General features: G+C 41.3%; 15 protein-coding genes and 1 pseudogene. 8 read left to right on the top strand and 8 right to left on the bottom strand.

Going from position 1 to position 21,483, the window contains the following annotated elements; translation table 11 throughout:
- Positions 1-13: 13 nt before the first annotated feature.
- From QE382_RS01200 to QE382_RS01175, 6 genes and pseudogenes are all read right to left on the bottom strand, one after another.
- Positions 14-3,160 (bottom strand): SusC/RagA family TonB-linked outer membrane protein, encoded by a 3,147-nt coding sequence (locus tag QE382_RS01200; protein WP_104384680.1) that lies wholly within the window; start codon positions 3,158-3,160, stop codon positions 14-16.
- A 72-nt stretch (positions 3,161-3,232) separates the two neighbouring features.
- Positions 3,233-4,408, bottom strand: coding sequence for a beta-1,2-mannosidase (locus QE382_RS01195; protein ID WP_233789471.1), 1,176 nt, complete (start codon positions 4,406-4,408; stop codon positions 3,233-3,235).
- A gap of 162 nt (positions 4,409-4,570) precedes the next feature.
- Positions 4,571-5,848, bottom strand: coding sequence for a sugar porter family MFS transporter (locus QE382_RS01190; protein WP_104384679.1), 1,278 nt, complete (start codon positions 5,846-5,848; stop codon positions 4,571-4,573).
- The gene (locus tag QE382_RS01185) at positions 5,845-6,705 is read right to left on the bottom strand and encodes an ROK family protein (protein WP_104384678.1); all 861 of its coding nucleotides are present in this window, start codon (positions 6,703-6,705) and stop codon (positions 5,845-5,847) included. The genes QE382_RS01190 and QE382_RS01185 overlap by 4 nt, the downstream gene beginning before the upstream one ends.
- 126 nt (positions 6,706-6,831) lie before the next feature.
- Positions 6,832-7,602, bottom strand: a pseudogene (locus tag QE382_RS01180) (IS1595 family transposase); the annotation flags it as partial.
- Positions 7,603-7,954: 352 nt separating this feature from the next.
- Entirely contained in the window at positions 7,955-8,572 is a 618-nt protein-coding gene (locus QE382_RS01175; protein ID WP_209577078.1) for a hypothetical protein, read from the bottom strand.
- A gap of 695 nt (positions 8,573-9,267) precedes the next feature.
- Between QE382_RS01175 and QE382_RS01170 the strand changes: the two genes are divergently transcribed.
- The 3 genes from QE382_RS01170 to QE382_RS01160 all read left to right on the top strand — a co-directional run bounded on the left by QE382_RS01170 (position 9,268) and on the right by QE382_RS01160 (position 10,214).
- Complete coding sequence (locus QE382_RS01170) at positions 9,268-9,753, top strand: DUF4385 domain-containing protein (RefSeq protein WP_209577079.1); 486 nt, start codon at positions 9,268-9,270, stop codon at positions 9,751-9,753.
- Complete coding sequence (locus QE382_RS01165; RefSeq protein WP_209577080.1) at positions 9,740-9,880, top strand: DUF2256 domain-containing protein; 141 nt, start codon at positions 9,740-9,742, stop codon at positions 9,878-9,880. The genes QE382_RS01170 and QE382_RS01165 overlap by 14 nt, the downstream gene beginning before the upstream one ends.
- A gap of 91 nt (positions 9,881-9,971) precedes the next feature.
- Positions 9,972-10,214, top strand: a complete 243-nt coding sequence (locus tag QE382_RS01160) for a DUF3253 domain-containing protein (RefSeq protein WP_209577081.1) — start codon at positions 9,972-9,974, stop codon at positions 10,212-10,214.
- 140 nt (positions 10,215-10,354) lie between these two features.
- On the opposite strand, the gene QE382_RS01155 is transcribed toward QE382_RS01160, so the two are convergent.
- Together QE382_RS01155 and QE382_RS01150 are read right to left on the bottom strand one after the other, a co-directional pair.
- Positions 10,355-11,299 carry a class I SAM-dependent methyltransferase gene (locus QE382_RS01155; protein WP_209577083.1) on the bottom strand — a complete coding sequence of 315 codons (945 nt, stop codon included), beginning with the start codon at positions 11,297-11,299 and terminating at the stop codon, positions 10,355-10,357.
- Positions 11,300-11,614: 315 nt separating this feature from the next.
- Positions 11,615-12,286 (bottom strand): DUF6624 domain-containing protein, encoded by a 672-nt coding sequence (locus tag QE382_RS01150; protein ID WP_307184355.1) that lies wholly within the window; start codon positions 12,284-12,286, stop codon positions 11,615-11,617.
- Positions 12,287-12,979: 693 nt separating this feature from the next.
- On the opposite strand from QE382_RS01150, the gene QE382_RS01145 reads away from it, so the two are divergent.
- The 5 genes from QE382_RS01145 to QE382_RS01125 are packed head-to-tail and all read left to right on the top strand — an operon-like array spanning position 12,980 to position 21,433.
- Complete coding sequence (locus QE382_RS01145) at positions 12,980-14,437, top strand: IPT/TIG domain-containing protein (RefSeq protein WP_307184354.1); 1,458 nt, start codon at positions 12,980-12,982, stop codon at positions 14,435-14,437.
- Between the two features lie 11 nt (positions 14,438-14,448).
- Positions 14,449-17,562 carry a SusC/RagA family TonB-linked outer membrane protein gene (locus QE382_RS01140; RefSeq protein WP_307184353.1) on the top strand — a complete coding sequence of 1,038 codons (3,114 nt, stop codon included), beginning with the start codon at positions 14,449-14,451 and terminating at the stop codon, positions 17,560-17,562.
- A gap of 11 nt (positions 17,563-17,573) precedes the next feature.
- The gene (locus tag QE382_RS01135) at positions 17,574-19,631 is read left to right on the top strand and encodes a RagB/SusD family nutrient uptake outer membrane protein (RefSeq protein ID WP_307184352.1); all 2,058 of its coding nucleotides are present in this window, start codon (positions 17,574-17,576) and stop codon (positions 19,629-19,631) included.
- A 15-nt stretch (positions 19,632-19,646) separates the two neighbouring features.
- Positions 19,647-20,630, top strand: coding sequence for a DUF4973 domain-containing protein (locus tag QE382_RS01130; protein ID WP_307184351.1), 984 nt, complete (start codon positions 19,647-19,649; stop codon positions 20,628-20,630).
- Between the two features lie 56 nt (positions 20,631-20,686).
- Positions 20,687-21,433, top strand: coding sequence for an aspartate/glutamate racemase family protein (locus tag QE382_RS01125; RefSeq protein WP_307184350.1), 747 nt, complete (start codon positions 20,687-20,689; stop codon positions 21,431-21,433).
- Positions 21,434-21,483: the final 50 nt, after the last annotated feature.

Genomic DNA, 21,483 nt, shown 5'->3' with positions numbered 1-21,483 from the left:
AGTATAACGGTTTTTATAAAACTAAATTAACACCCAAGTTGAATGTTCTCAATTGCGGATAATAACGTAATCGGCTTTGATTGCTTTCAGGGTCGATATTTTTTAATAATTCATCGCTTCCCGTAAAAGTCAGCAAGTTATTGGCATTGAAATAAATTCTGCACCGGTCAATTTTTAAAGACTGTATCCAGCTTTTTGGGAGCGAGTATCCGACTTCCAAAGTTTTTAAGCGCAGATAATCCGCTTTATGTAAGGACCATGAGTTATCGGATCTGTTGTCTACCTGCCCTGTTACACGAGCAGCCGGCATAGTTCCGGGGATCCACTCACTATTGGGATCCGAAGGATCTGCTCGATGCCATCGGTCGGTCATAAAAGCAAAGCCATTGCCGAGTCCCTGCTGTATAAATGGATCGAGGATATCACCGCTGATGTAGATGTCATGACCTGCGGCCCCCTGAAAGAATAACGTCATGTCAAAGCCCTTATAATTAGCTCCTAGATTAAGACCATAATACATTCTTGGCGTTGCACCGTGCCCAATTGGTTCCACATCGTTGCCGTCTATGATCCCATCGCCATTTACATCTTTGAACTTTAAATCACCCGGAAGCAGAGAACGGTTGCCATTATTATCCTGAACGGGAGAGTTTAAGATATCCTCATAAGATGAGAATTGGCCTAAGACCGTCTTTCCCCATCGGATATCTTTATTTCTATCGTTATTATTTTTCTGCCAGTTATCGTAAAGATTGGTTGACGCGGCACGTTCAACATAGCCATATCGAATCCGTGTAACGGAAAAATTAGCCGAAACATTATAGGCAAAATCAGCGATCTTGTTTTTATGGCCGACAGTCCATTCAAATCCAGTATTGATATCAGAATTTAGATTTTCCTGTGGCATAGACTCGCCAAATGTTGTCGGAAAAGTACCTTGTCTTGTCGCCGGTAATCCAGAACGTTCCCTTCTAAACCAGTCGAACTCGGTATTGATCAATCCATTTTTAAAAGAAGCTTCAAACCCTAAATTCATGATATTAGATTCATACCATGTCAACCAAGGATTAGCCATCCCACTGCTTCTCAGCCCCGAAGATAAGCCACCAGTCCCAAGTACATAACTTCCGCCATAAACATATCCATCCAGATATTGGAATGCAGAAAAATCTCCCTCATCGCCGACTTTGGCGTATGAACCCCGGATTTTTACATTGTCAAAGTGGGAGAGGTTTTCCTTGAAGAATTTCTCTTCCGAAATCCGCCAGCCGGCCGATACCCCCGGGAAAAAACCCCATCTCCGGTCGCGTCGAAATTTATAAGACCCATCATAGCGAAAATTCAGTTCAAGCAGATATTTTCGATCATAGGCATAATTAAACCGTCCCACAAGACCAGCGTGAGCCGTTTCCACACTTTTGCCGCTTGTATTCTGGTTCTCGGTGTCCCCCTTACTGATATCGTCAATGATACCGATGGAAGATTCCCTAAATCCTAGAATATCGGTCAAGCGGTCATGATAAGCCTCCCATAACAGTAAACCGCTTACATCATGTTTTTGTCCAAATACACGGTTGTAATTGATCGAATACTGCTGTGTGGGCATATACAGATTTTCCATCTTGGACTCTAGACTGGCCTTTTTTCGCAAAGCGACCTCCGTATACTGTTCATTCGTCTGATTATACTGGTAATCGCTCAGAGCTTTTTGCCAGGTTTTCCATTCGCTATTTTTGTAGTCATAAGCCACCATGGCGCGCAATGAAAGACCGGATACCCAAGGCAGCTTCCAATTGAGGTCCAGCGAGCCATTGAACTCTCTTCTCAGGCGTGACTCATAGCCACTATTATCAATGTAGGAACTATGGATAGGATTGGCCATATTTCCGATTGCCTGCCAGTAATCCGGATTATTGTTGGCATAAATATTATAAATCGGAATAGCCATCTGAGCCTGGGTAAACAGATCATCAGCGCCATATGGTTTCTCACGGTCTTGAAGACGCCCTGTCAATTTAAATCCGACCGTAAAATTTGGCGCGACATTCAGGTCTATATTGGAACGTAAATTATACCTTTTGAAGTTCCAGTCATCTGATCTCAAAATCCCCCCCTGATCTACATATCCGACGGAATTATAATATTTGACCTTATCATTCCCGCCATAGATGCTGACATTGTGCGAACTCTGTGGAGCATTGTTCCGTACCATGGCATCCCACCAGTCGGTACCTTGCGATCCGCTTTTATAACTATCGAGCTGTTCTTGGCTATAGGCAGGCACCCCTGTATACGGATTGGTGTTATAGATCGCTTCATTATACAGTGATGCATATTCGTAAGCGTTCATCATGCGTGGATAGCGGGTTACCTGCTGGATGCCATAATACCCATTGTATTCCACTTTGGTTTTCGCGTTAGTCCCTTTTTTGGTGGTGACCAGTAATACTCCGTTTGAGCCTTTAAACCCGTACACCGCAGCAGCAGCGTCCTTTAATATCGATATAGATTCAATATCATTTGGATCGACCTGCGCGAAATCCCGTTGTACACCGTCGACGATAACAAGCATGCTGCCGTATCCACGGATATCCACCGAGGCACCATCATCGCCCGGAGCACCGCTGCGCTGTACAGCGCGGATCCCCGGCAGTCTGCCTGCCAGCATATTTGTTACATTCGGTGTTTTCACTTTGATCAGTTCATCGGCCTGTATCGAAGCAACAGCGCCTGTTACGGAAGCACGTTTCTGCACACCATATCCCACCACGACCACCTCGTCCATCATCGCTACACTATCCTGCAATATAATGGATAAGTTTGTTCTTCCCCCCAGCATGATTTCCTGACTTTTATAGCCAGTGGCAGATATCAGCAGCGTTTCATCGGGTTCTGCTGCAATGGAAAATTTCCCAGTACCGTCCGTACTGGTTCCGATGGATGGCGTACGCTTTATTTGTACAGTAGCTCCTGCAATCGGATTATTGGCGGCATCCACAACTTGTCCGTTTATCTGGACGGGAGCTTTGGCAATGGACACGTGTATGGGACTATTGTCCCAACGCTCATGTCCGTAAGCCGCGGATGTCATTAGTGCAATCCCTAACAAGCTCGCTTTTAAAGCTTTTTTGTAGGGTACATTCAAATCACGCTGTATCATACTATAAGATTTCTATATGGTTATTATTTTGTAAACGTAGATGTTCTTCAATTTGGCGATATACATCTAAACTTATTTCACTTTAGGCAGCGGATCCAGAGCAGCTGGCTTCTCAGGATCAAAAATGGCCACTCCTACTTTTGAGTCAGCGCAGCCATAGTAGAGAAACCATTTCTGCTGAAAATATACAAGACCTTCAATAAACACTGTACCGTCTACATACTGTCCGCTTTTTTCAAACGCTTCCATGGGCCTTAAAAAAGGCACGTCCATCCTTGCCAATACTTTACCCGGATCTTTGCTGTCGAAAAGAACCTGCCCCGCCGAATAAGTGCCTCTGTTAAACCGCTTATCTCCTTTTTCAGGATGGTTTTTACCGTTGTACAATAGCAGGATTCCTTTATCTGTCAGGATGGCTGGCGGGCCGCATTCGGTTAAAGAACTATCAAAATACCCCTCCCTGGGAGAGATGAATGCTTTCAGTTCACCCCTTTCATCGACAATCGGTTCCCAATCTACCAGATTGTCTGAGGTGGCGCCATATACCCCATGCTCGCCCCAATACATCCAGTACTTCCCGTTTACTTTAGCAATCAGCTGCTTGCCGTGCTCCAGTTTGGTGACGATCGACGCTGATTTATGCGATCTGTTGACCAGGTCAGGCAGTACTTTCGATTTTTTAAAAATAGGGCCATATTTCGTCCAGTTTTTAAGATCCCTTGAGGTGGCCACACCCAAGCGGGGTACTTTTCGGTTCCACTGCGTATAGAACATCACATAGGTGCCATCCGCAGCTTCTGCTATCCGGGGATCCTCAGTTCCGCCTGGCCACTCAAATTCACGCTGACTATCATTTCCGGGATAAAAAACAGGCGTATGCCGGCGATTAAAATGTGTCCCATCCGCACTCGAGGCAAGTCCAAGCCGGGAAGTCCGATGTCCGATTTTTATACCAGTTTTATCTTCGGCCCGATAAAGCACATAAATGCTATCGCCTTTTACAACGGCCGCAGGATTGAAAGTGTCATTATTCTCCCAGTGCACTGCTTTTCCATACATGGGATCCATAAAAGTTGTCGTACTATCCGGCTCAATGACTGGGTTTACTCCTATTGGACGAACAAAACCGCCCATCACCCAGTCTTGGGCAGGATGGGTTTGTTGTTTTTGCGTGCTGCAGCCCCAAAAAGTGAACATAATCGTCATTATGGATAGGGGCTTGTACAGATTTTTAATTTGTTTTATCATATTTCAGCTAATTTAATATAGGGTGTTATTGAAAATATATTTATCGTCATCAAAACAAGTAAACGACTATAGAAAACCGGTTTTGCAAAGCGAAACTAAGAAGTTTATACTACACTATCGCATCATGATGGAGAATTAATAATTATTTAATATGGATAGGGCTCAATTTATTTCCTCAAGTGCTTTACCTTTCGTTTCGGGCATAAACAGGATAAAAACGAACGAAGCAACGACCATCAGTGCATAAAAAAGAAAAACATAATAACCGCCGAGCACGCTCCCTTCTACGATAATGGGAAACACCCAGGATATAATGGCCGCGAACAGCCAATGCGTCGTACTTCCCAGTGAAGAGCCTTGTGCGCGGACCTCATTGGGGAAAATTTCGGCCAGAAACACCCAGATAACAGCCCCCTGTGATAAGGCAAAAGATGCTATAAAGCCCATGATATAAAAAAGTAAAAACTGCGGATTTACTCCTTTTAGGCCAAATGCAGCCAATAGCAGGAATAAGAACATGCCGATTGCGCCCGTCAGCAGCAATTTCTTCCGGCCAAAACGATCGATAATGCTCATGCCGGCCAAGGTGAAGAGCAAATTGGTACCGCCGATAAAAATAGGCTGAAGGTAGGCCAGCTCTGCATTAAAACCAGCCATTTCAAAGATCCGCGGGGCATAATATAAGATCGCATTGATCCCTGTCATTTGATTGAAGAATGCCAGCAGAACAGCAAAAAGTATCGGCCTGGCATATCTTTTTTGAAAAAGGCTGACATTTTTAGCTGGTATTTGGGACTGGTTGCCCAACATCTCAGCCGGCGTTTCTAGCCGCAGATAACTTGCACGCGCTTTATCGGCCTGTCCCCGCTGCAGCAGCCATCTGGGACTTTCGGGAATGAGATTCAATAAGAGCACAAATAATAGGGCAGGAACCGCCATGATACCGAGCATGTATCGCCAGCCGCCAGATTCAACGCTCATAAAGAGAAAATTGGTCAGGTAGGCAGTAAAAATGCCAAGTACGATCATAATCTGAAAGGTTCCTGTAAGTTTGCCCCGGTCTTTTGCTGGTGCTATTTCAGACGTATATACCGGTCCGACCACAGAGCTGATGCCGACAGCAAGTCCGCCCAGCAAACGGAAGAGCAGGAAAAGTTCCCATATGGAAGCTAATGCACAGCCCAATGCCGAGAGCAGATATAAAGAGGCAACAAAATAAAGCACGGGTTTGCGCCCATAACGGTCGGCCATACGTCCGGCGACTATGGCTCCTATAATGGTCCCGATCAGGGAGATCGATACGGTAAGTCCATGACGGACAGCATCCAGATGCCAGAGTTTCTGTATAATCTGTTCTGCACCCGAGATGACGGCTGTTTCAAAACCGAACAAAAAGCCGCCCAAAGAAGCGATTAATGTAAATTTCCAGATGGGTTTCATATACTAAATGTCTTAAGGGTTAATCCAAGAAATAAGTTGCGTTCATCAAATGATGCAATGGACAGATCCACATCAAGGGCAGACCGGAGCTTATCAAAAAAATAGATGTGTGCTTTGGCAATACTGCCTCCAATGATAATTGAGTCAGGGTTTAATGGACAGATATATTCCTTAATGAAAGCAACCAGCTGCTCGCTTAAGAAACCAAAAGCTTCCTTTCTGTACTCATCCAGGCCATCCAGGTGTACCAAGTCTTTTATATTGCTTACCGGCGCGGATCCAAATACTTCTTTTAAATGCGACAGCATCCCGCGGGTTGAGAGCACATCTTCAACGATACCTGTATGAAATATTGCTGATCCTAAATTGAGATCTACGATTGTCCCATTTTCATAAAGCGAAGAGCCCAGTCCTGTTCCTAAGGTCAGGCCTACAACCCGCTTAGTTTCGATTTTTTTATTGACAACTTCACCCAGCAGAAAGGCCGAAGCGTCATTATAAAAGTAGATCGACGCTACATCAACACCAGTGATAGCCGAAAAAAAATTTTTTAGATTAACATGTAGCAGGGCTTGATATTTATTCATGCCGTCCATTAAAGATATGCCATTTTCATAATCGAAAGGACCGGGACAGGATATAAAAATTTTGGATGGACGAACCGTGGCTGCTCTCAGCGTCTTATCAATCGTTTCTTTTATCTCAGACAAGATCTGCCCTCTTTCCGCATGGCTATTTACATTCCCCCGGAAATAGGATCCGTCAATGACATACCCAGATGACACCTGCACAAGACCCGATGAACAATGTGTACCGCCTAAATCAGCACATAAAAATAAATTGTCAGTATGAGGCATTTTGTTTTTAAAATTGGTTATTAGTAAAAGATATAGCAAAACCGGTTTTGCTATATATTGCGAATATAGTATATAAATTTTAAAAACAAATATTTTTTATTTTTTTTAACGATTTTTATAATATTCCTAACTGATTCTTCGTTTAGCAGCATTAATATTTGCCACAATGAGTCTATCAAAAAGTATATCACCAAAATATTTTCTGTTCAGCTTGTAAATAAACTCATCCAAGTGCAGCTGTAGATACTTTTGATTATTTTATGATAGTTTCCTAACAAATTTCCTTTTTGCGTTAACGATCGCTATGCGCACATATTTAAGTGTTTCTTTGATGGTTTTGGCATCCGATTTTTCAGTGATATGTAATTCAACAAAACTAGGGATATCTACATAAGAAGAACTTTTATCCGTAAATACGATACAGGATCATTTATTGATTCTTTGACGACTTCATTGATCTCTTTTCCAAAATGGCTTTCCATCACTTTAGCCTTGAAAAAACGGACGTTTCTCTTTTTTGCCTGTAGAAAGATCTTCTAAAGTTACACTTTCCGCCATGATAGCCACGTTTTGCTTGCCCGCTTACCCTGTCCCTTTTTATTTCCTTGCTCGCAACAGAAAAATATCCTTCGTCAAATTCTATCCTACCTTCTAAGGTATATCTTGAATCTCGGTTACGCATAGTTCTACGTATTTCGTGAACCATGGCCCAGACTGGTTTGTAACGCTTTAGCCCCAGTTGCTTCTGAATCTCATTGGTCGAAAACCCCTTCTTGGTACAACTCATCAAAAACATCGTCTTGTACCAAATCAAGAAGAATAACTTCAAACTCTCCATTATCGCACTGCTTCGTAATGAGGTCCTAAAATGGCAATCTTGCACTCATAGCTCCATTTGCCTAAACGCTAATATTGATTTACCTTTAAGATCTAAATTATAGTCTCTTAGTAATAGGCTGCAAAGAAAAATTCATTATAAATAGTTTATTTATTTGAATTTTCTTAATTTTAAAGTTTAAAGCGCTTGCAACTAAAACGTATGTCAAACCAGTGAGTTATTCGAGGAGTTAGATCTTGATAGGTTTGTAAATTATTGATAAATAGATTAATGTAAGTAGGGTTCGATTCCCCTACGGGCTACAGATCTAAAAGTCAACACATACAAAAGCCTGCAAATTAAATATTTGCAGGCTTTTTGGTTTTTCAACTTCTTCTTGCAGAGCATACGGGTAGAAATAGTGGCCCTTCTCTAATCTCTTGAAAAGACCATTATTACTTTGGAACGAAAGCTATCCTTGCCGCTATAGCTGATTTCCTGCTGCAATTTTAATGAATTTTCATCGACGGATATATCCCACCAATCTATATCTTTCCTAAGCTTTGGGTAATAATCTGCGAGGGAATCGACAATTCCTGTCGCAGGGTTTCCCCATTTCTCTACCCATGCGGATGGATTAAATGTCTTGTTTTCCTTAAGCAAGAGATGGTTTCCTGCGACCTGATAATAATATTCGCGGTAATAAATAGGTTCTCTGGTCTGGATGCTACCGTCTTTAATGCTTACATCTGCGCCTGGTAGATCCCATTTTCCGCCATCTTCGGTACTAATTGAACCGATAAAATACGGCTCCATCAACCGTAATGAAGCACTGTCACGACCATCAAAAATCAGATATTGGTAAGGCAGGTTGTCTGTCTGAACATTACTGTTTCCATTTTTATCACCGGTGGAAAGGGTAGTTTCATAACTTTTTAAGTTCCATTTTCCTTTCAGGAGGTTAGTCATATCCTGTCCAGAATTTTCTTTTTTGCAGGAAACAAACAATAGGGCAAAAACGAACACAAGGATCAATCGGTTTCTCTTCATGGCATAATAACGGTTTTTGAATGGCTAAAATAAGAAACTTAAATATGAGTTCAAAATCTATGGAGACTTAGCTTTTGGGCTGCGGTAGTGGGGATAGAAGATTTTTTAATTGGGACGCTTTTGGTAGGTATAATTTTGAAATTTATTATTTAATTTATCGATTAGAAAAGGGAAGCCATGCCATATCTGCGATTAAAACCTACAGTCAACCAATACCCGACCAATTCCTGCTCTTTTCCCAGCATTGCTCGAACTTTCTTCGGGCGGGCTTCGGATCTGCCTCGGGAAAAATTCGAGGAAAAGCCGATTAAAAGCCGAGTCCAATTCGATAAAAGGTAGAAGTTAATAGGGAGTTAGTGATGAAACAGTCCCCTGAATGTGATATCGCTACCCCGTCGGATAGCCGTTGAAACCGCCTCTGGATTTCTTTGAGAAGCGTTCGAGACAAGGTTGGCTCACCTTGTTCTGTAGAGATTCCCGTATATCAATGTTCTGGTTATAGGAGCTGATTTTGTTTGCAAAAAAATGAGCAGAATCAAAATAAGGTAGCTCTAGCCAAACTATTTGGGCCGAAATGCAGTTTTTTACATAACTAAATAGGGGTAGCTTTATGAAATGAGCATAATATAGTGAACATAAACTTGCACAAAACACACAGCCCTATTAAAAGAAAGGTAAAAATCTAAAATATACGTATGAGCACCCCAAAGCCGAGCTACCTGAACTTTGATAAAAAGCACTACCCGTGGAAGCCCGATATTGATTATCGTTTGAAACCAGCCGAATACCGAGTTGGTAAAGGAGAACAGGGAGTGTTGATATGTGAACCGTATAAATCGGAAATTGGTCGTTATTGGCGCTTTAAAACTGAGGCCATTGCCGAGGAAAGCAGTGAGAAGATTTTCAATTTGTTCGAAAATTATCTAAAAGCGGATGACTTTGTTGGAGCAGACATGGCACGCAAGTATCTGCAGATGGGATACACGCGTGCACGTCGCTACGCCAACTATAAAGGAGGGAAAAAGTACGATAAAGAAGATGATTATGCGCTATTGGAACGTGGAACGGGTGATAGGGAGAAGGCTGCAGCGGCAGAAGTGTTCTATAAACGATGGAAGCAGGCAGAAGCCAATGTGCAATACGGTTCGATGAAAAAACGATGGAAAGATGAAAGGGGTTAAAAAGCAAAATCTACCGCAGAAGATTTGCGCGGCCTGTGGCAGGCTATTCACCTGGCGTAAAAAATGGGAGAAAAATTGGGAGGACGTCAAATATTGTTCAGAGCAATGCAAAAAAAAGAAGACATAATAACTTGTCTATTCACTCTACGACATACTTAAAAACGATACCTAAAGTGTTCTATTAAAAACTTCAAGAAGCTTTTGTCTGTTACTACACTATGAAGCAAGAGGCAATAATTGAAAGCATCTTATCAGCTGCCGAAGCCCGTGGTCGCGAAAAGACATTCTGTCCTTCTGAAATTGCCAGGGAACTTTTTCCAAAGGATTGGCGTGCACATATGCAAGAAGTTGTTGATGTAGCAATTTCATTGCAGAAGCAGGGGAAAGTTTTAATCACCCAAAAAGGAAAGACCATTGATATCAATCATATAAAAGGTCCCATTCGTATAAGAAAAACTTAGCGTAATCAAACTCAATCTGCCTCTAGAATGACCCATTGCCCGCAAATGGTTCTTCTCCTTTTTACATGAATTCGCTAAACAAAAATCACTAATACCAAAAATAATATAGAATAATCTTTCATAGCTCTCTTTCTAAGGTATTAATACGGCAGGTTTTTAATATATGGGTTTTTAGGGATCTCGATCAATCTATATCCTTCGTCGATAAGTGATTTCTTCAGGGATTCATTCGGCATATTCTTAAAAACGGCAATGGAAAGTGTCTGACTAGGCATTATACCCCAACGGGAAAAAAAATCACGTATTTTCTTTCGGAAAAGAATACGCCTGAAAGCCTTCTCTTTTCTATCAGCTTTGATATGTTCGCTTCCGGGAAACCAAAAATTTGGATTAAGTTTTTTTATAGCAATCATGGGAAGATTGAGTCCGGCAGCGAATTTTTCAAATTCCCGTTCTGAAACTTTGTAGACAAAGTTTCCCACCCTTTCATAAGAAAACCTATTTTTCCAGATCTTATTGATCTTTTTGTCGTTGATTCTTGCCAGCAGATTGGCTAAATACAATAAGGTTGGCATTTTGGATATCGGGTCCTGCGGTTCTATAATTATGATGGCTTTGCTGGCTACTCGGATCATTTCGTAGAGTGCTGCGTAGGGGCGGGGAAAGTGGTGGTAGCTTTCCTTGCAGAGTATATAATCTACGCTATCGTCTTCCAATGTTAATGATTCAGCGTTTTGGGCTGAGAAATCCTTAATAAATTCTTGTTCATGGGAGATTTTCAGGAAACTGTCATCTAGATCACTGGCGGTGACATGGTGGATATTTTGGTCCAGGAGGTAGCGCGCGTCATGTCCATAAGCATCACCAAGAGTAAGCCATTTCGCATTTTTGTCCTTCGTGAAAGGAGTGAGGCATTTGAAAAAAAGTTCCTGCAGCCAGTGATTTATACTTCCTTTATAGTTATTTAGTGAATTGATTACTTTTACCTTTTGTTCTTTTTCAGGATAGAGGTTGTTGTACCAATTGGCATGAAGGTCATAGCTATGTTCATTGAATAGATCCTGTTTTTGTAAATTATTTTCCATAATAAAGTTTATAGTAGTTACATTATCTGATATTGATCAGACAAATAAATGATCCCCTCTTGGTCTTAACCTTATTTTAGGTTTATTTATTGTAACGGATAATTATTTGAAAATGCTACAGGCGTATTAAAATATTGTAAACAATATAAAATGTAGGAGATATCGTGGGTATATATTCCGTTTATTTAGCTAAAGTGCTATAAATTTGCATAATGAGCGTAATTAGAACATTTAAAGGTCACAAACCATAATTTTTGGAAACGAAAATAACATTGTTTAAAAGAGAATTGTATTTTTCAATGCATTGATTCAATTTTAATATTTACCAAACATGTGTGAAGGAACTTTATAAAGCCAAGGTTTTTTGACCCCGGATTTTAGATTTATAAATTCCCTTAGTGCAAAATGTGATTCTGTTGTGGTATTCAAATAAATTTCGAGAGCTTCTAAACCCACAGCTTTTCTTCGCTTATTAACTGTTTTGATATCTACAATTGGATATGGAAATGTCCTGTGATATCTGACATCATACCAAATCTGCGTACCATATATTTGCAATTCCCCCTTGTTAAGATTTATTCGGTCCAATAAATATGCGTACTTATCCGGTGAAGCATTTTTTTTCTTTACTTCAGCTTCCATCTTTTTTAGTACCAATTTTTGAAAATCCGGCCATTTATTCAAGTGTTGTACGACCAGCCAAAACTTATCCGATCCGTCTTTCCCGACCCTATTATATCCCGGAAAACCAAACTTTGAAAAAATCACTTTTGCGTCGTCATAGTTTTCTTGATATATCTCTTCCATTCTTTGAAAGAATTGACTGTTATCATGAACATTTTTCGGTGGATTCATCATCCAGTCTTGATCTTTATTGGCCATTTGAATGATTTTGTCTCTTAAAACAGTATCTATTTGACCGTAAGCATTTATGGTCGCAAATATTAATGCAATAAACAAAACAATTAGTTTACCTAAATTTTTCATCGTGATCTTGAGAGGCCGAATTCTTAAAGCTTAAATAATCCAGTTTTTGGCAGATATAACACTGTTGATTTTGAAAGTGCTTAATAAATTATCTCCGAAAGCTTAATATAAAACAAATACAATAATTAATCAAAAAAAACATTTTTTAACTACCCCGCTTAATGTAGTCATGATACAAATCCGCATATTATTGAGATAATTCTATCCTATCAGAATCGTTACAATATCTAAATTTGATTAATCAATTATAGAAAGAAAAAAACCTTAGAGAAGCAGTTAGAAAATCGAGTTATAAATTAATCATCCATCTTCTTTGTGAAGAAGCTAATGCAGACCTTGGGAAAGGTATTGTTGGAGGTCAATATGAATAGCGGGAATCAAATAGAAAATTATTAGAACTATAAATTTAAAAAACCAAAAGACTTTGAAACTATTGTCGTAAAGTCTTTTTTTAGCTTAGGATAGCTAATACCATTTAGCTTTTTAAAAAATAACCAATTATGTATACGTCAAAATTAAGCGTTCGCCCAATGATGGGGCGGGCATCAATCCGTTCGTCCTAAAATTACCCTAGAATAGCTGGTATGTATTGCTAAAAAACGAATGAATATGTGTCAAATCGGTGAGTCTAGGATTCATGGAAGGTGATATACTCATGTTTATAAAAATAAACTCTAATCAATTAACAACCTTATGAGAACTAAACAGATAGCGGCTAATAATGGATTCCTAAATCGGTTGATTTGGGCCATTACAGTGCTTATTTTGGGCTTTGGAAGCTGTAAGAATGATAATGTTGGCAGCATTTCAGAGGGTATGCCCTTTGATCCTTCACAACCTGTTGTTGTCTCGGACTTTGCGCCTAAATCAGGTGGTATGGGGCAACGACTGGTGATTTACGGGAAAAATTTTGGAAACGATCCAAAAAATGTGCAGGTATTTATCGGGGGTAAAAAGGCTGTGGTAATCAACACTTTGGGTGAATCCCTTTATTGTCTGGTACCAAAACAGGCGTTTAAAGGGGATATCGAAGTGCGCGTTGGCGCTCAAGAAAAGCCTGTTATCGGTAAGGCACAAGAGCCTTTTGACTATCAGCGTAAATTGGTGGTGTCGACCCTGGCAGGTTATCGAAATTCACGTGGCGATGAGCCTTGGAAAGACGGGAAGTTTAAAGATGCTGATCAGACCAAGATGGCAAGTGGTTTTTGGCTTTCTTCTTTTATGAAGTTTGATCCCCTAAACCCCAAGCATCTTTGGATGACCTTCGATAATAATAATGGCCTATACCTGATCAATTTCGAGGATAGCACAATTACTAAAAAACGTTCGGATTTTGATCGCCCCCGTAGTGTCGACTTTTCTGTAGACGGCAACTATATGATTGTTTCGCAGGACCGTGGTGGGGAAAATGATGAATCTACCTTATTGTTTTCGCGAGCAAGGAATTTCCTCGATAAGGAAGTCCTGACAAGAAGTAAACAATGCAACGGTGCATCCATTCATCCCGTGAATGGTGAAATGTACTTTAATAGCTACGCGAAAGGGGAATTTTACCGCTTTGACCTCAATCAATATTTCACAGATAAGACAACGAAGGCAGAGTTTCTTTATGTTATTCAGGATCCACAATGGGAGTACCGGGCTATTATTCATCCCAGTGGAAACTATGCTTACATCTTGGTGATCAACCAGGGCTATATGATGCGTGCCGATTACAATTGGGAAAAGAAACGTTTTAATCAGCCTTATCTGGTTTGCGGAAAAGTTAGGGAATCGGGGTACAAAGATGGTGTGGGGTCGTCCGCTCGTGTCAATGAACCATACCAAGGTGTATTCGTGAAAAATCAAACCTACGTAGAAGCGGGAAAACCTGATCAGTATGACTTTTATTTTACGGACCAGATGAATCATGCGATTCGTGTGCTTACACCAGAGGGAGCTGTAACCACATTTGCTGGTCGGGGAAGCTCAAGCCTCAATAGCAACCCTTATGGTTATGTCAATGGTGATTTGAGAGAGGAAGCGAGATTTGACCGTCCATCAGGTATCGCTTACAATGAGCAAGAGGGAGCTTTTTATATTGGCGACCGCGAGAATCGACGCATCCGTAAAATCGCGTTAGAGGAGATGGATGAAAATAACCAAGATTAACCTGTGATAAGATGATGAATAAAATAGTATTTACATGTATGTTACTCCTCTGTGCCACTTTCGGTGCGCTGGCACAGGATGTTTTGGAAGTAACGGGTGTCGTTGTCGACGCCCAAAAGGCACCAATTATTGGTGTCAGCATCTTTGTGAAGGATGCGCCGGGGTTAGGAACAACAACAGATAATAAAGGGAGTTATCGGATAAAAGTAGAGCGATACAAGACGCTGGTCTATTCATCTGTTGGTTACAAAAAGCAGGAAATACTGGTGAAAGATAATCGCGTTATCGATGTGACACTGAATGAATCGGAGACCAGTGTGCTCGATGAAGTTGTCGTAACCGGTACGGGTACACAAAGAACACTGACATCGACTGCAGCGACCAGTAGTGTTGACGTCAACACGATGAAAGGAAATCCAACATCGAGTATTAGTAACGCTTTAATTGGAAATGCGCCCGGAGTTTTAGGTATGATGCAGTCTGGTCAGCCAGGAAAAAATATTACTGAGTTTTGGATCCGCGGTATTTCGACCTTTGGTGGAGGCGCTTCTGCTCTTGTTTTGGTCGATAATATCGAGCGGAATATCAATGACATTAATATCGAAGATATTGAAACCATTAATATCCTGAAAGATGCCGCTGTGACCGCAATCTACGGTTCCAGAGGGGCAAATGGTGTCATTTTAATTACAACAAAGCGCGGTAAAGATGGTAAGATCAGTATTAATTTTAAAGATGAGAATATCTATAATAGCCGTACCATTACACCTGAATTTGAAGACGGCGTTACCTATGCAAATCTATTGAACGAGGCACGTATTACACGAAATTTTGCCCCGATTTATCAACCTGAAGAATTGGAAATACTACGTTTGGGATTGGATCCGGATCTCTATCCCAATGTAAATTGGAAAGATTTATTGCTCAAAGACGGAGCGATGACTTACCGGGCGAATCTGAATATGACAGGCGGTGGAGCCACAGCGCGTTATTTTCTGTCGGGAAGTTATATCGATGAAGGTGGTATGTATAAGACCGACGAAACGCTACGGAATGATTACAATACCAACGCAAATTACAAAAGGTATAATTATCGGTTGAATACAGATATTAACGTAACTAAAAGTACCGTGTTAAAAATAGGTATTGCAGGCTCTCTCAATAAAAGAAATAGTCCAGGTTTAGGAGACGATGATTTTTGGGGTGTGTTATTCGGATATTCTCCCATTCGCACGCCGGTAATCTATTCAAATGGTTATGTTCCTGCCATTGGAACAGGAAATCAGACCAATCCTTGGGTAGTTGCTACGCAGACAGGATACAATGAAAATTGGCAAAACAATATACAGACCAATATTTCCATTGAACAAAATTTTGACTTTATAACTAGGGGGTTACGTTTTAGGGGAATTATTGGATATGATACTAATAACGATAATACCATATCGCGACGTAAATGGCCTGAACAATGGCGCGCAGAACGCGCCCGTGATGAGAATGGTAATTTGATCTTTACACATATTTCAAATCCGCGAGAGTTATATCAGGCCAGCAGTGCCAGTGGCGAGCGACGCGAATTCTATGATATGATGTTTAACTATGATCGTAGTATCGGGAATCATACTGTTGGTGCCGTGGCGCGTTTTACCCGTGATGCCCTTATTCGCACAGTCAATCTTGGCGATGATATCAAAAATGGAATTGCAAGAAGAAATCAGGCCTTAGCTGGCCGGGTAACCTACAATTGGAAGTCACGTTACATCGCTGATTTTAATTTTGGCTATAATGGTTCGGAAAATTTTGCCCCGGGTCGACAATATGGTTTTTTTCCTGCGGTTTCTGCAGCCTGGAATATCGGCGAAGAGCCATTTGTGAAAGATAATATTTCGTGGATGAATATGTTCAAGATCCGGTACTCCTGGGGAAGAGTAGGTAACGATCAGTTATCCGGTGGCGCACGCTTCCCTTATCTATCGACAATTAGTGAAATCGGACGTTTTGAAGACCAGGTATGGATTCCCGAAGGGGGGTATCAGTGGGCAGACTATGGTTTCGACCGATACTATGGCGGAATGAAATATAGTCAGGTATCTTCCTCCAATGTGACCTGGGAGATGGCGACTAAAAAGAACCTGGGATTTGATCTGGCGCTTTTTAAAGATAAGATAGTTGTTAATTTAGATTTCTTCAATGAGGAACGCACGGGCATATATATGGCTCGAAATTATTTGCCTGCACTGGTAGGATTAGAATCTATACCAAGCGCGAATGTGGGAGCGGTAAAATCAAGAGGTTTTGATGGACGCCTACTATATAACCAGAAAGTGGGCGAAGTCAATTTAACTGCCAGAAGTAATATTACCTATAGTAAGAATGAAATCACGGAGATCGATGAGGAATATAACGTGTATGGCTATCAAAACCAAAAAGGCTATCGGGTTGATCAGGCAAAAGGACTCATTGCTTTAGGCCTATTCCAAGATTATGATGACATACGCAATAGTCCTAAGCAAACATTTGGCAACTACCAACCAGGCGATATTAAATATAAGGATGTTAATGGTGATGGCATCATCGACGACGGTGATCGTGTCGCTATCGGAGCAACAAGACGTCCGAATCTAGTCTACGGTGTCGGGGCGTCAGCAAGCTGGAAGAACCTGGATATTAGTGTGCACTTTCAGGGATCTGGTAAATCGACGTTCTTTACCTATGGAAAAACAGTTTATGCGTTTAGTGAAGGTGAATGGGGACAAGTATTGAAGGGGGTAATGGGCGATAACCGTTGGATTTCGGCTGATATATCCGGTGATCCATCGACAGAAAACCCGAATGCTTCTTATCCGAGGTTGAGTTACGGTCCTAATCCGAATAACTTTAGAGAGTCAACATTTTGGTTGAAGAATGGGCAATACCTTCGTTTGAAAACCTTGGACATCGGGTATACCCTGCCAAAGCAAATGACCAACCGGATAAAAATCAATAGCATCCGTTTGTTTTTAGTTGGTTCAAATTTGCTGACCTGGTCAAAATTCAAACTTTGGGATCCGGAGCTAGCGACGCCGAGGGGTGAAGACTATCCATTACCTAAGTCGTTTACATTTGGTATCAATGTCAACCTATAAAATCAAGAAAGATGCAAAGAAATAAAATATGCATGGCCATGTTGCTTGTGCTAGGAGCAAGTTTTGTCTCATCCTGCAAAAAGGATTATTTGAAATCGGATCAATATTTTAAGGATCGACTTAATATAGAGAAGACCTTTAAAAGTAAGGTATATTCGGAAGAATGGCTAGCGCATGTATTTGAAGAGTTTAAAGGAGAGAATGCTGATGTTGCCAGTAAAGGAATGACGCCGCATTGTTTTGCAGACGACATGTATTACGGTGATCGAGATAGAGATTATGATCCCTCAAAAAATGAGCTCTCTTACAATATGTTCAAAATGGGCCAATATACTGAAAGTGACAAACAGGGCACATGGACGCAATCCTACCGGGGCATTCGTAACGCGTCGACCTTCATTCAGAACATATACATGAACAGCGAGATGTCGGCAACTGAAATTTCGGATTATCGTGGCCAAGCACGATTTGCACGGGCATACCTTTATTGGCTGTTGCTCCGTAAATATGGCCCCATTCCGCTGTTGCCGGATGAAGGACTGGATTATACCGATAGCTATGATGATCTGGCGATTCCGCGAAGCACCTATGAGGAGTGTGCAAGCTATATCAGTGATGAATTGCTACAGGCAGCTAAAGAAATGGAGTCTTTAGGGATGAAGCGCGGACAAGACGGCTCTGCTCGGCCAACTGTTGGGGCGGCTTTAGCTGCTCGTGCCAAAGTGTTACTTTATGCCGCTAGTCCATTGGCCAATGGTAATAACTCCGGTTATGCAGCATTATTGGTCGATAAACAGGGCAAACGCTTGCTTTCCGTAGAATTCAAGGAAGAGAAATGGGCGAAAGCTGCAGCTGCCGCACGAGACGTAATCGAGCTCGGCGTGTATAAGCTGTATACAGCACCTTTTCAGGAGACTGGTGACGATGCCACCGTCAAACCTCCCGAAGATCACAATTTTTCAGCTAAAAGCTGGCCCGAAGGGTGGGCAAATATTGACCCCATGAAATCATATGCACAGGTTTTCGACGGTACGTTGTCTGCCTCAGGCAATCCCGAACTGATATTTACCCGTGGTAGTAACCAGCCCAATGAAGGGATTGACCAAATGGTTATTCATCAATTGCCACGCTCGGCGACAGGATGGAATACCCATGGACTGACACAGAAACTCGTTGATGCGTATTATATGAGTGATGGTACAGATGTACCGGGTAAGGATAAGGAAATAGGTCGAGGTAATGGCTCAAACAGAAGTATGGGATATGTTACTCAGGACGATTATAATGCAAAAAAATACCGACCACTGCGTGCAGGTGCTTCTCTGCAATATGCGAATCGTGAACCGAGGTTTTACGCTTCAGTAGCTTACAGCGGAAGTTTTTGGACGCTACTGAATGAGACAAAAGAGGAAAATCGTAATAAGCAAGTGTTTTATTACAGTGCAGATCCCAAAGGCAATGGCTTTAACTCCGCCAATGGATATTGGTTGCGTACGGGTTTTGGGGTTAAAAAGTTTGTTCACCCGAGCGATACTTACGAAGGTGGTGTTGGATCACGTGTAGTTCCCAAGGCAGAACCTGCAATCCGTTACGCGGACATATTATTAATGTATGCCGAAGCATTGAATGAATTAAGCGGTTCTTTTACAATTTCATCCTGGCGCGGGGGAAGTTATACAATAAGTCGTGATATCGCTGAAATGAAAAAAGGTATTCAGCCTGTACGGATCCGCGGTGGAGTTCCCGATTACGCTGAAAGTGTATACAGCAGTAAAAATGAACTGCGTCGTACCATCAAGCGTGAACGTTTCATCGAGCTGATGGGCGAGGGACAACGTTATTATGATTTACGTCGCTGGATGGATGCTCCAGTGGAAGAAGCCTTACCGGTTTATGGCTGTAATGTCTTGATGAATGAAAAAGAACGTGATCTCTTTTACCAACCGGTTGCGATTTGGACACTGAAAACAACCTTCGCAGACAAAATGTGGTTTTGGCCAATCAGCCATACAGAACTTAAACGCAACAAGAATTTAACACAAAATCCTGGTTGGACTTATAATGATTAATCAATTATAAAATTTATGAAAAAGTCATCTATACAGCTTTTGCTCCTGATGGTGTTATTCGCCTGCAATGCCTGCAACGACGAATGGAAAGAGGAGCAATTTGAACATTATGTCTCATTTAAGGCCCCTTTGGAAAGTGAAGGAGTCGCCAATATTTATGTCCGTTATAAAGACAGACAAAAAACTACGTTTTTACAGCCGCTGGAAGTGAGTGGATCGACAACAAATGATGGAAATCTTGAGGTACGTGTAGGGGTTGATGCAGATACGTTGGGCATATTGAATTACCAACGTTTTCAGACTAGGCAAGACTTTTACTACAAACAGCTGGATAACGGCTATTTTTCTATTCCTCAGACAGTGAATATAAAATCGGGGGAAAATACAGCATTGATGGCTATTGATTTTTCGTTGAAAGGAATTGATATGGCCGAAAAGTGGGTACTTCCGCTGACGATTTTGGAGGATCCTGCTGCTAAATACAAAATCAATCCCAGAAAACATTATAAAAAAGCATTACTACGTGTCAATCCATTTAATAATTATTCAGGAACGTACAGCGGGACAGCCTTAAAAGTTGTGATGGATGGGCATGAAAGTGAAACACCGATTGTGAAAAGTCAAATAAGAAGCTACGTGGTTGATGAAAATACCATTTTCTTTTATGCGGGGAATATTGATGAAGATCGTAAAGACAGAAAAAACTATAAAGTCTTTGCAACGTTTAATGAAACAGGCGGAGTGACTTTTAGAGCCGAAAACCCAAATATGAAGTTTGCTGTCAAAAAAGATGCGAGTTATACTATTTCGGAACAAATGGATGCTGTTCGTCCTTATTTATTACATCGTTATATTACTTTAAACAATGTCGACTATGAATTTACCGATTATACCTTGGTTTCTACTACAGCGATCAAATTCAAGGTCTCCGGGTCATTGATCCTTGAGCGGCAGTTAAATACACAGATTCCTGATGAGGATCAATCGATAGAATGGTAATTTCTACAAACCATTTTTGATGCTATTGGTTATATCTTGGATATAAAAATAGCATTATGATTGGTATAGTAGGTGGACTTGGTCCTTACAGCGGCCTGGATATTACAAAAAAAATTATTGATGAAACAGCGGCAAGATCCGACCAGGAGCACTTGCCGCTATTATTGTTCTCTTGTCCTCATTTGATCCCTGATCGGAAAGCGTATTTATTGGATACATCCAATGAAAATCCTGGAAAGGCCATCGCATCGGTGTTACGGAAATTGGAAATAGCGGGCGCGACCGTAGCGGCAATTCCGTCAAATATCGTACATGCAGAGCCTATTTTTTCTTTCATTAAAGCGGAAATTGCGCGCACAGGAAGTACATTACAACTATTGCATATTGTGCATGAGACCGTGCAATTTGTGCACGAGAACTATCCTGATACTATGGTGGGTGTTATTTCTACTGCAGGAGAGCAGTTATATAGTTTATATCGAGCGGCTTTTATTGAAAAGGGCTTTGATGTCGTCACGCCAGAAGGAACGGAGCAAGAAAAGGTAAACAATGCAATCTATGATGCTGAATATGGAATAAAAGCACAGCCTGTGCCGATTGCGAATAAGGCGAGGGAGGATTTATTATCGGCGATGGATGACTTGAAGAAAAAGGGAGCACAAGTCATTATCTTGGGATGTGCAGAGTTACCTTTGGCTATTCCGGAACGAGATCACAATGGTATGATTATCATAGACCCGAATAGAATTTTAGCGCGTGCGCTCATTCGTGCGGTCGCTCCGGATAAATTAAAGCCATTGTAATCCACCCTGCTGAAAATTGTTAAGTTATGCACCTGCATTACAGCCAACAA

The sequence above is a fragment of the Sphingobacterium zeae genome (assembly GCF_030818895.1).
Lineage (GTDB): Bacteria > Bacteroidota > Bacteroidia > Sphingobacteriales > Sphingobacteriaceae > Sphingobacterium > Sphingobacterium zeae.
The sequence above is the reverse complement of the archived record's forward strand: the minus strand, read 5'-3'. Positions and strand labels throughout refer to the sequence as shown.

Bases quoted from the DNA above. Each gene is read 5' to 3' on its own strand.
- QE382_RS01200 (WP_104384680.1), bottom strand. From the start codon at position 3,160: ATGATACAGCGTGATTTGAATGTACCCTACAAAAAAGCTTTAAAAGCG.
- QE382_RS01195 (WP_233789471.1), bottom strand. From the start codon at position 4,408: ATGATAAAACAAATTAAAAATCTGTACAAGCCCCTATCCATAATGACG.
- QE382_RS01190 (WP_104384679.1), bottom strand. From the start codon at position 5,848: ATGAAACCCATCTGGAAATTTACATTAATCGCTTCTTTGGGCGGCTTT.
- QE382_RS01185 (WP_104384678.1), bottom strand. From the start codon at position 6,705: ATGCCTCATACTGACAATTTATTTTTATGTGCTGATTTAGGCGGTACA.
- QE382_RS01175 (WP_209577078.1), bottom strand. From the start codon at position 8,572: ATGAAGAGAAACCGATTGATCCTTGTGTTCGTTTTTGCCCTATTGTTT.
- QE382_RS01170 (WP_209577079.1), top strand. From the start codon at position 9,268: ATGAGCACCCCAAAGCCGAGCTACCTGAACTTTGATAAAAAGCACTAC.
- QE382_RS01165 (WP_209577080.1), top strand. From the start codon at position 9,740: ATGAAAGGGGTTAAAAAGCAAAATCTACCGCAGAAGATTTGCGCGGCC.
- QE382_RS01160 (WP_209577081.1), top strand. From the start codon at position 9,972: ATGAAGCAAGAGGCAATAATTGAAAGCATCTTATCAGCTGCCGAAGCC.
- QE382_RS01155 (WP_209577083.1), bottom strand. From the start codon at position 11,299: ATGGAAAATAATTTACAAAAACAGGATCTATTCAATGAACATAGCTAT.
- QE382_RS01150 (WP_307184355.1), bottom strand. From the start codon at position 12,286: ATGAAAAATTTAGGTAAACTAATTGTTTTGTTTATTGCATTAATATTT.
- QE382_RS01145 (WP_307184354.1), top strand. From the start codon at position 12,980: ATGAGAACTAAACAGATAGCGGCTAATAATGGATTCCTAAATCGGTTG.
- QE382_RS01140 (WP_307184353.1), top strand. From the start codon at position 14,449: ATGATGAATAAAATAGTATTTACATGTATGTTACTCCTCTGTGCCACT.
- QE382_RS01135 (WP_307184352.1), top strand. From the start codon at position 17,574: ATGCAAAGAAATAAAATATGCATGGCCATGTTGCTTGTGCTAGGAGCA.
- QE382_RS01130 (WP_307184351.1), top strand. From the start codon at position 19,647: ATGAAAAAGTCATCTATACAGCTTTTGCTCCTGATGGTGTTATTCGCC.
- QE382_RS01125 (WP_307184350.1), top strand. From the start codon at position 20,687: ATGATTGGTATAGTAGGTGGACTTGGTCCTTACAGCGGCCTGGATATT.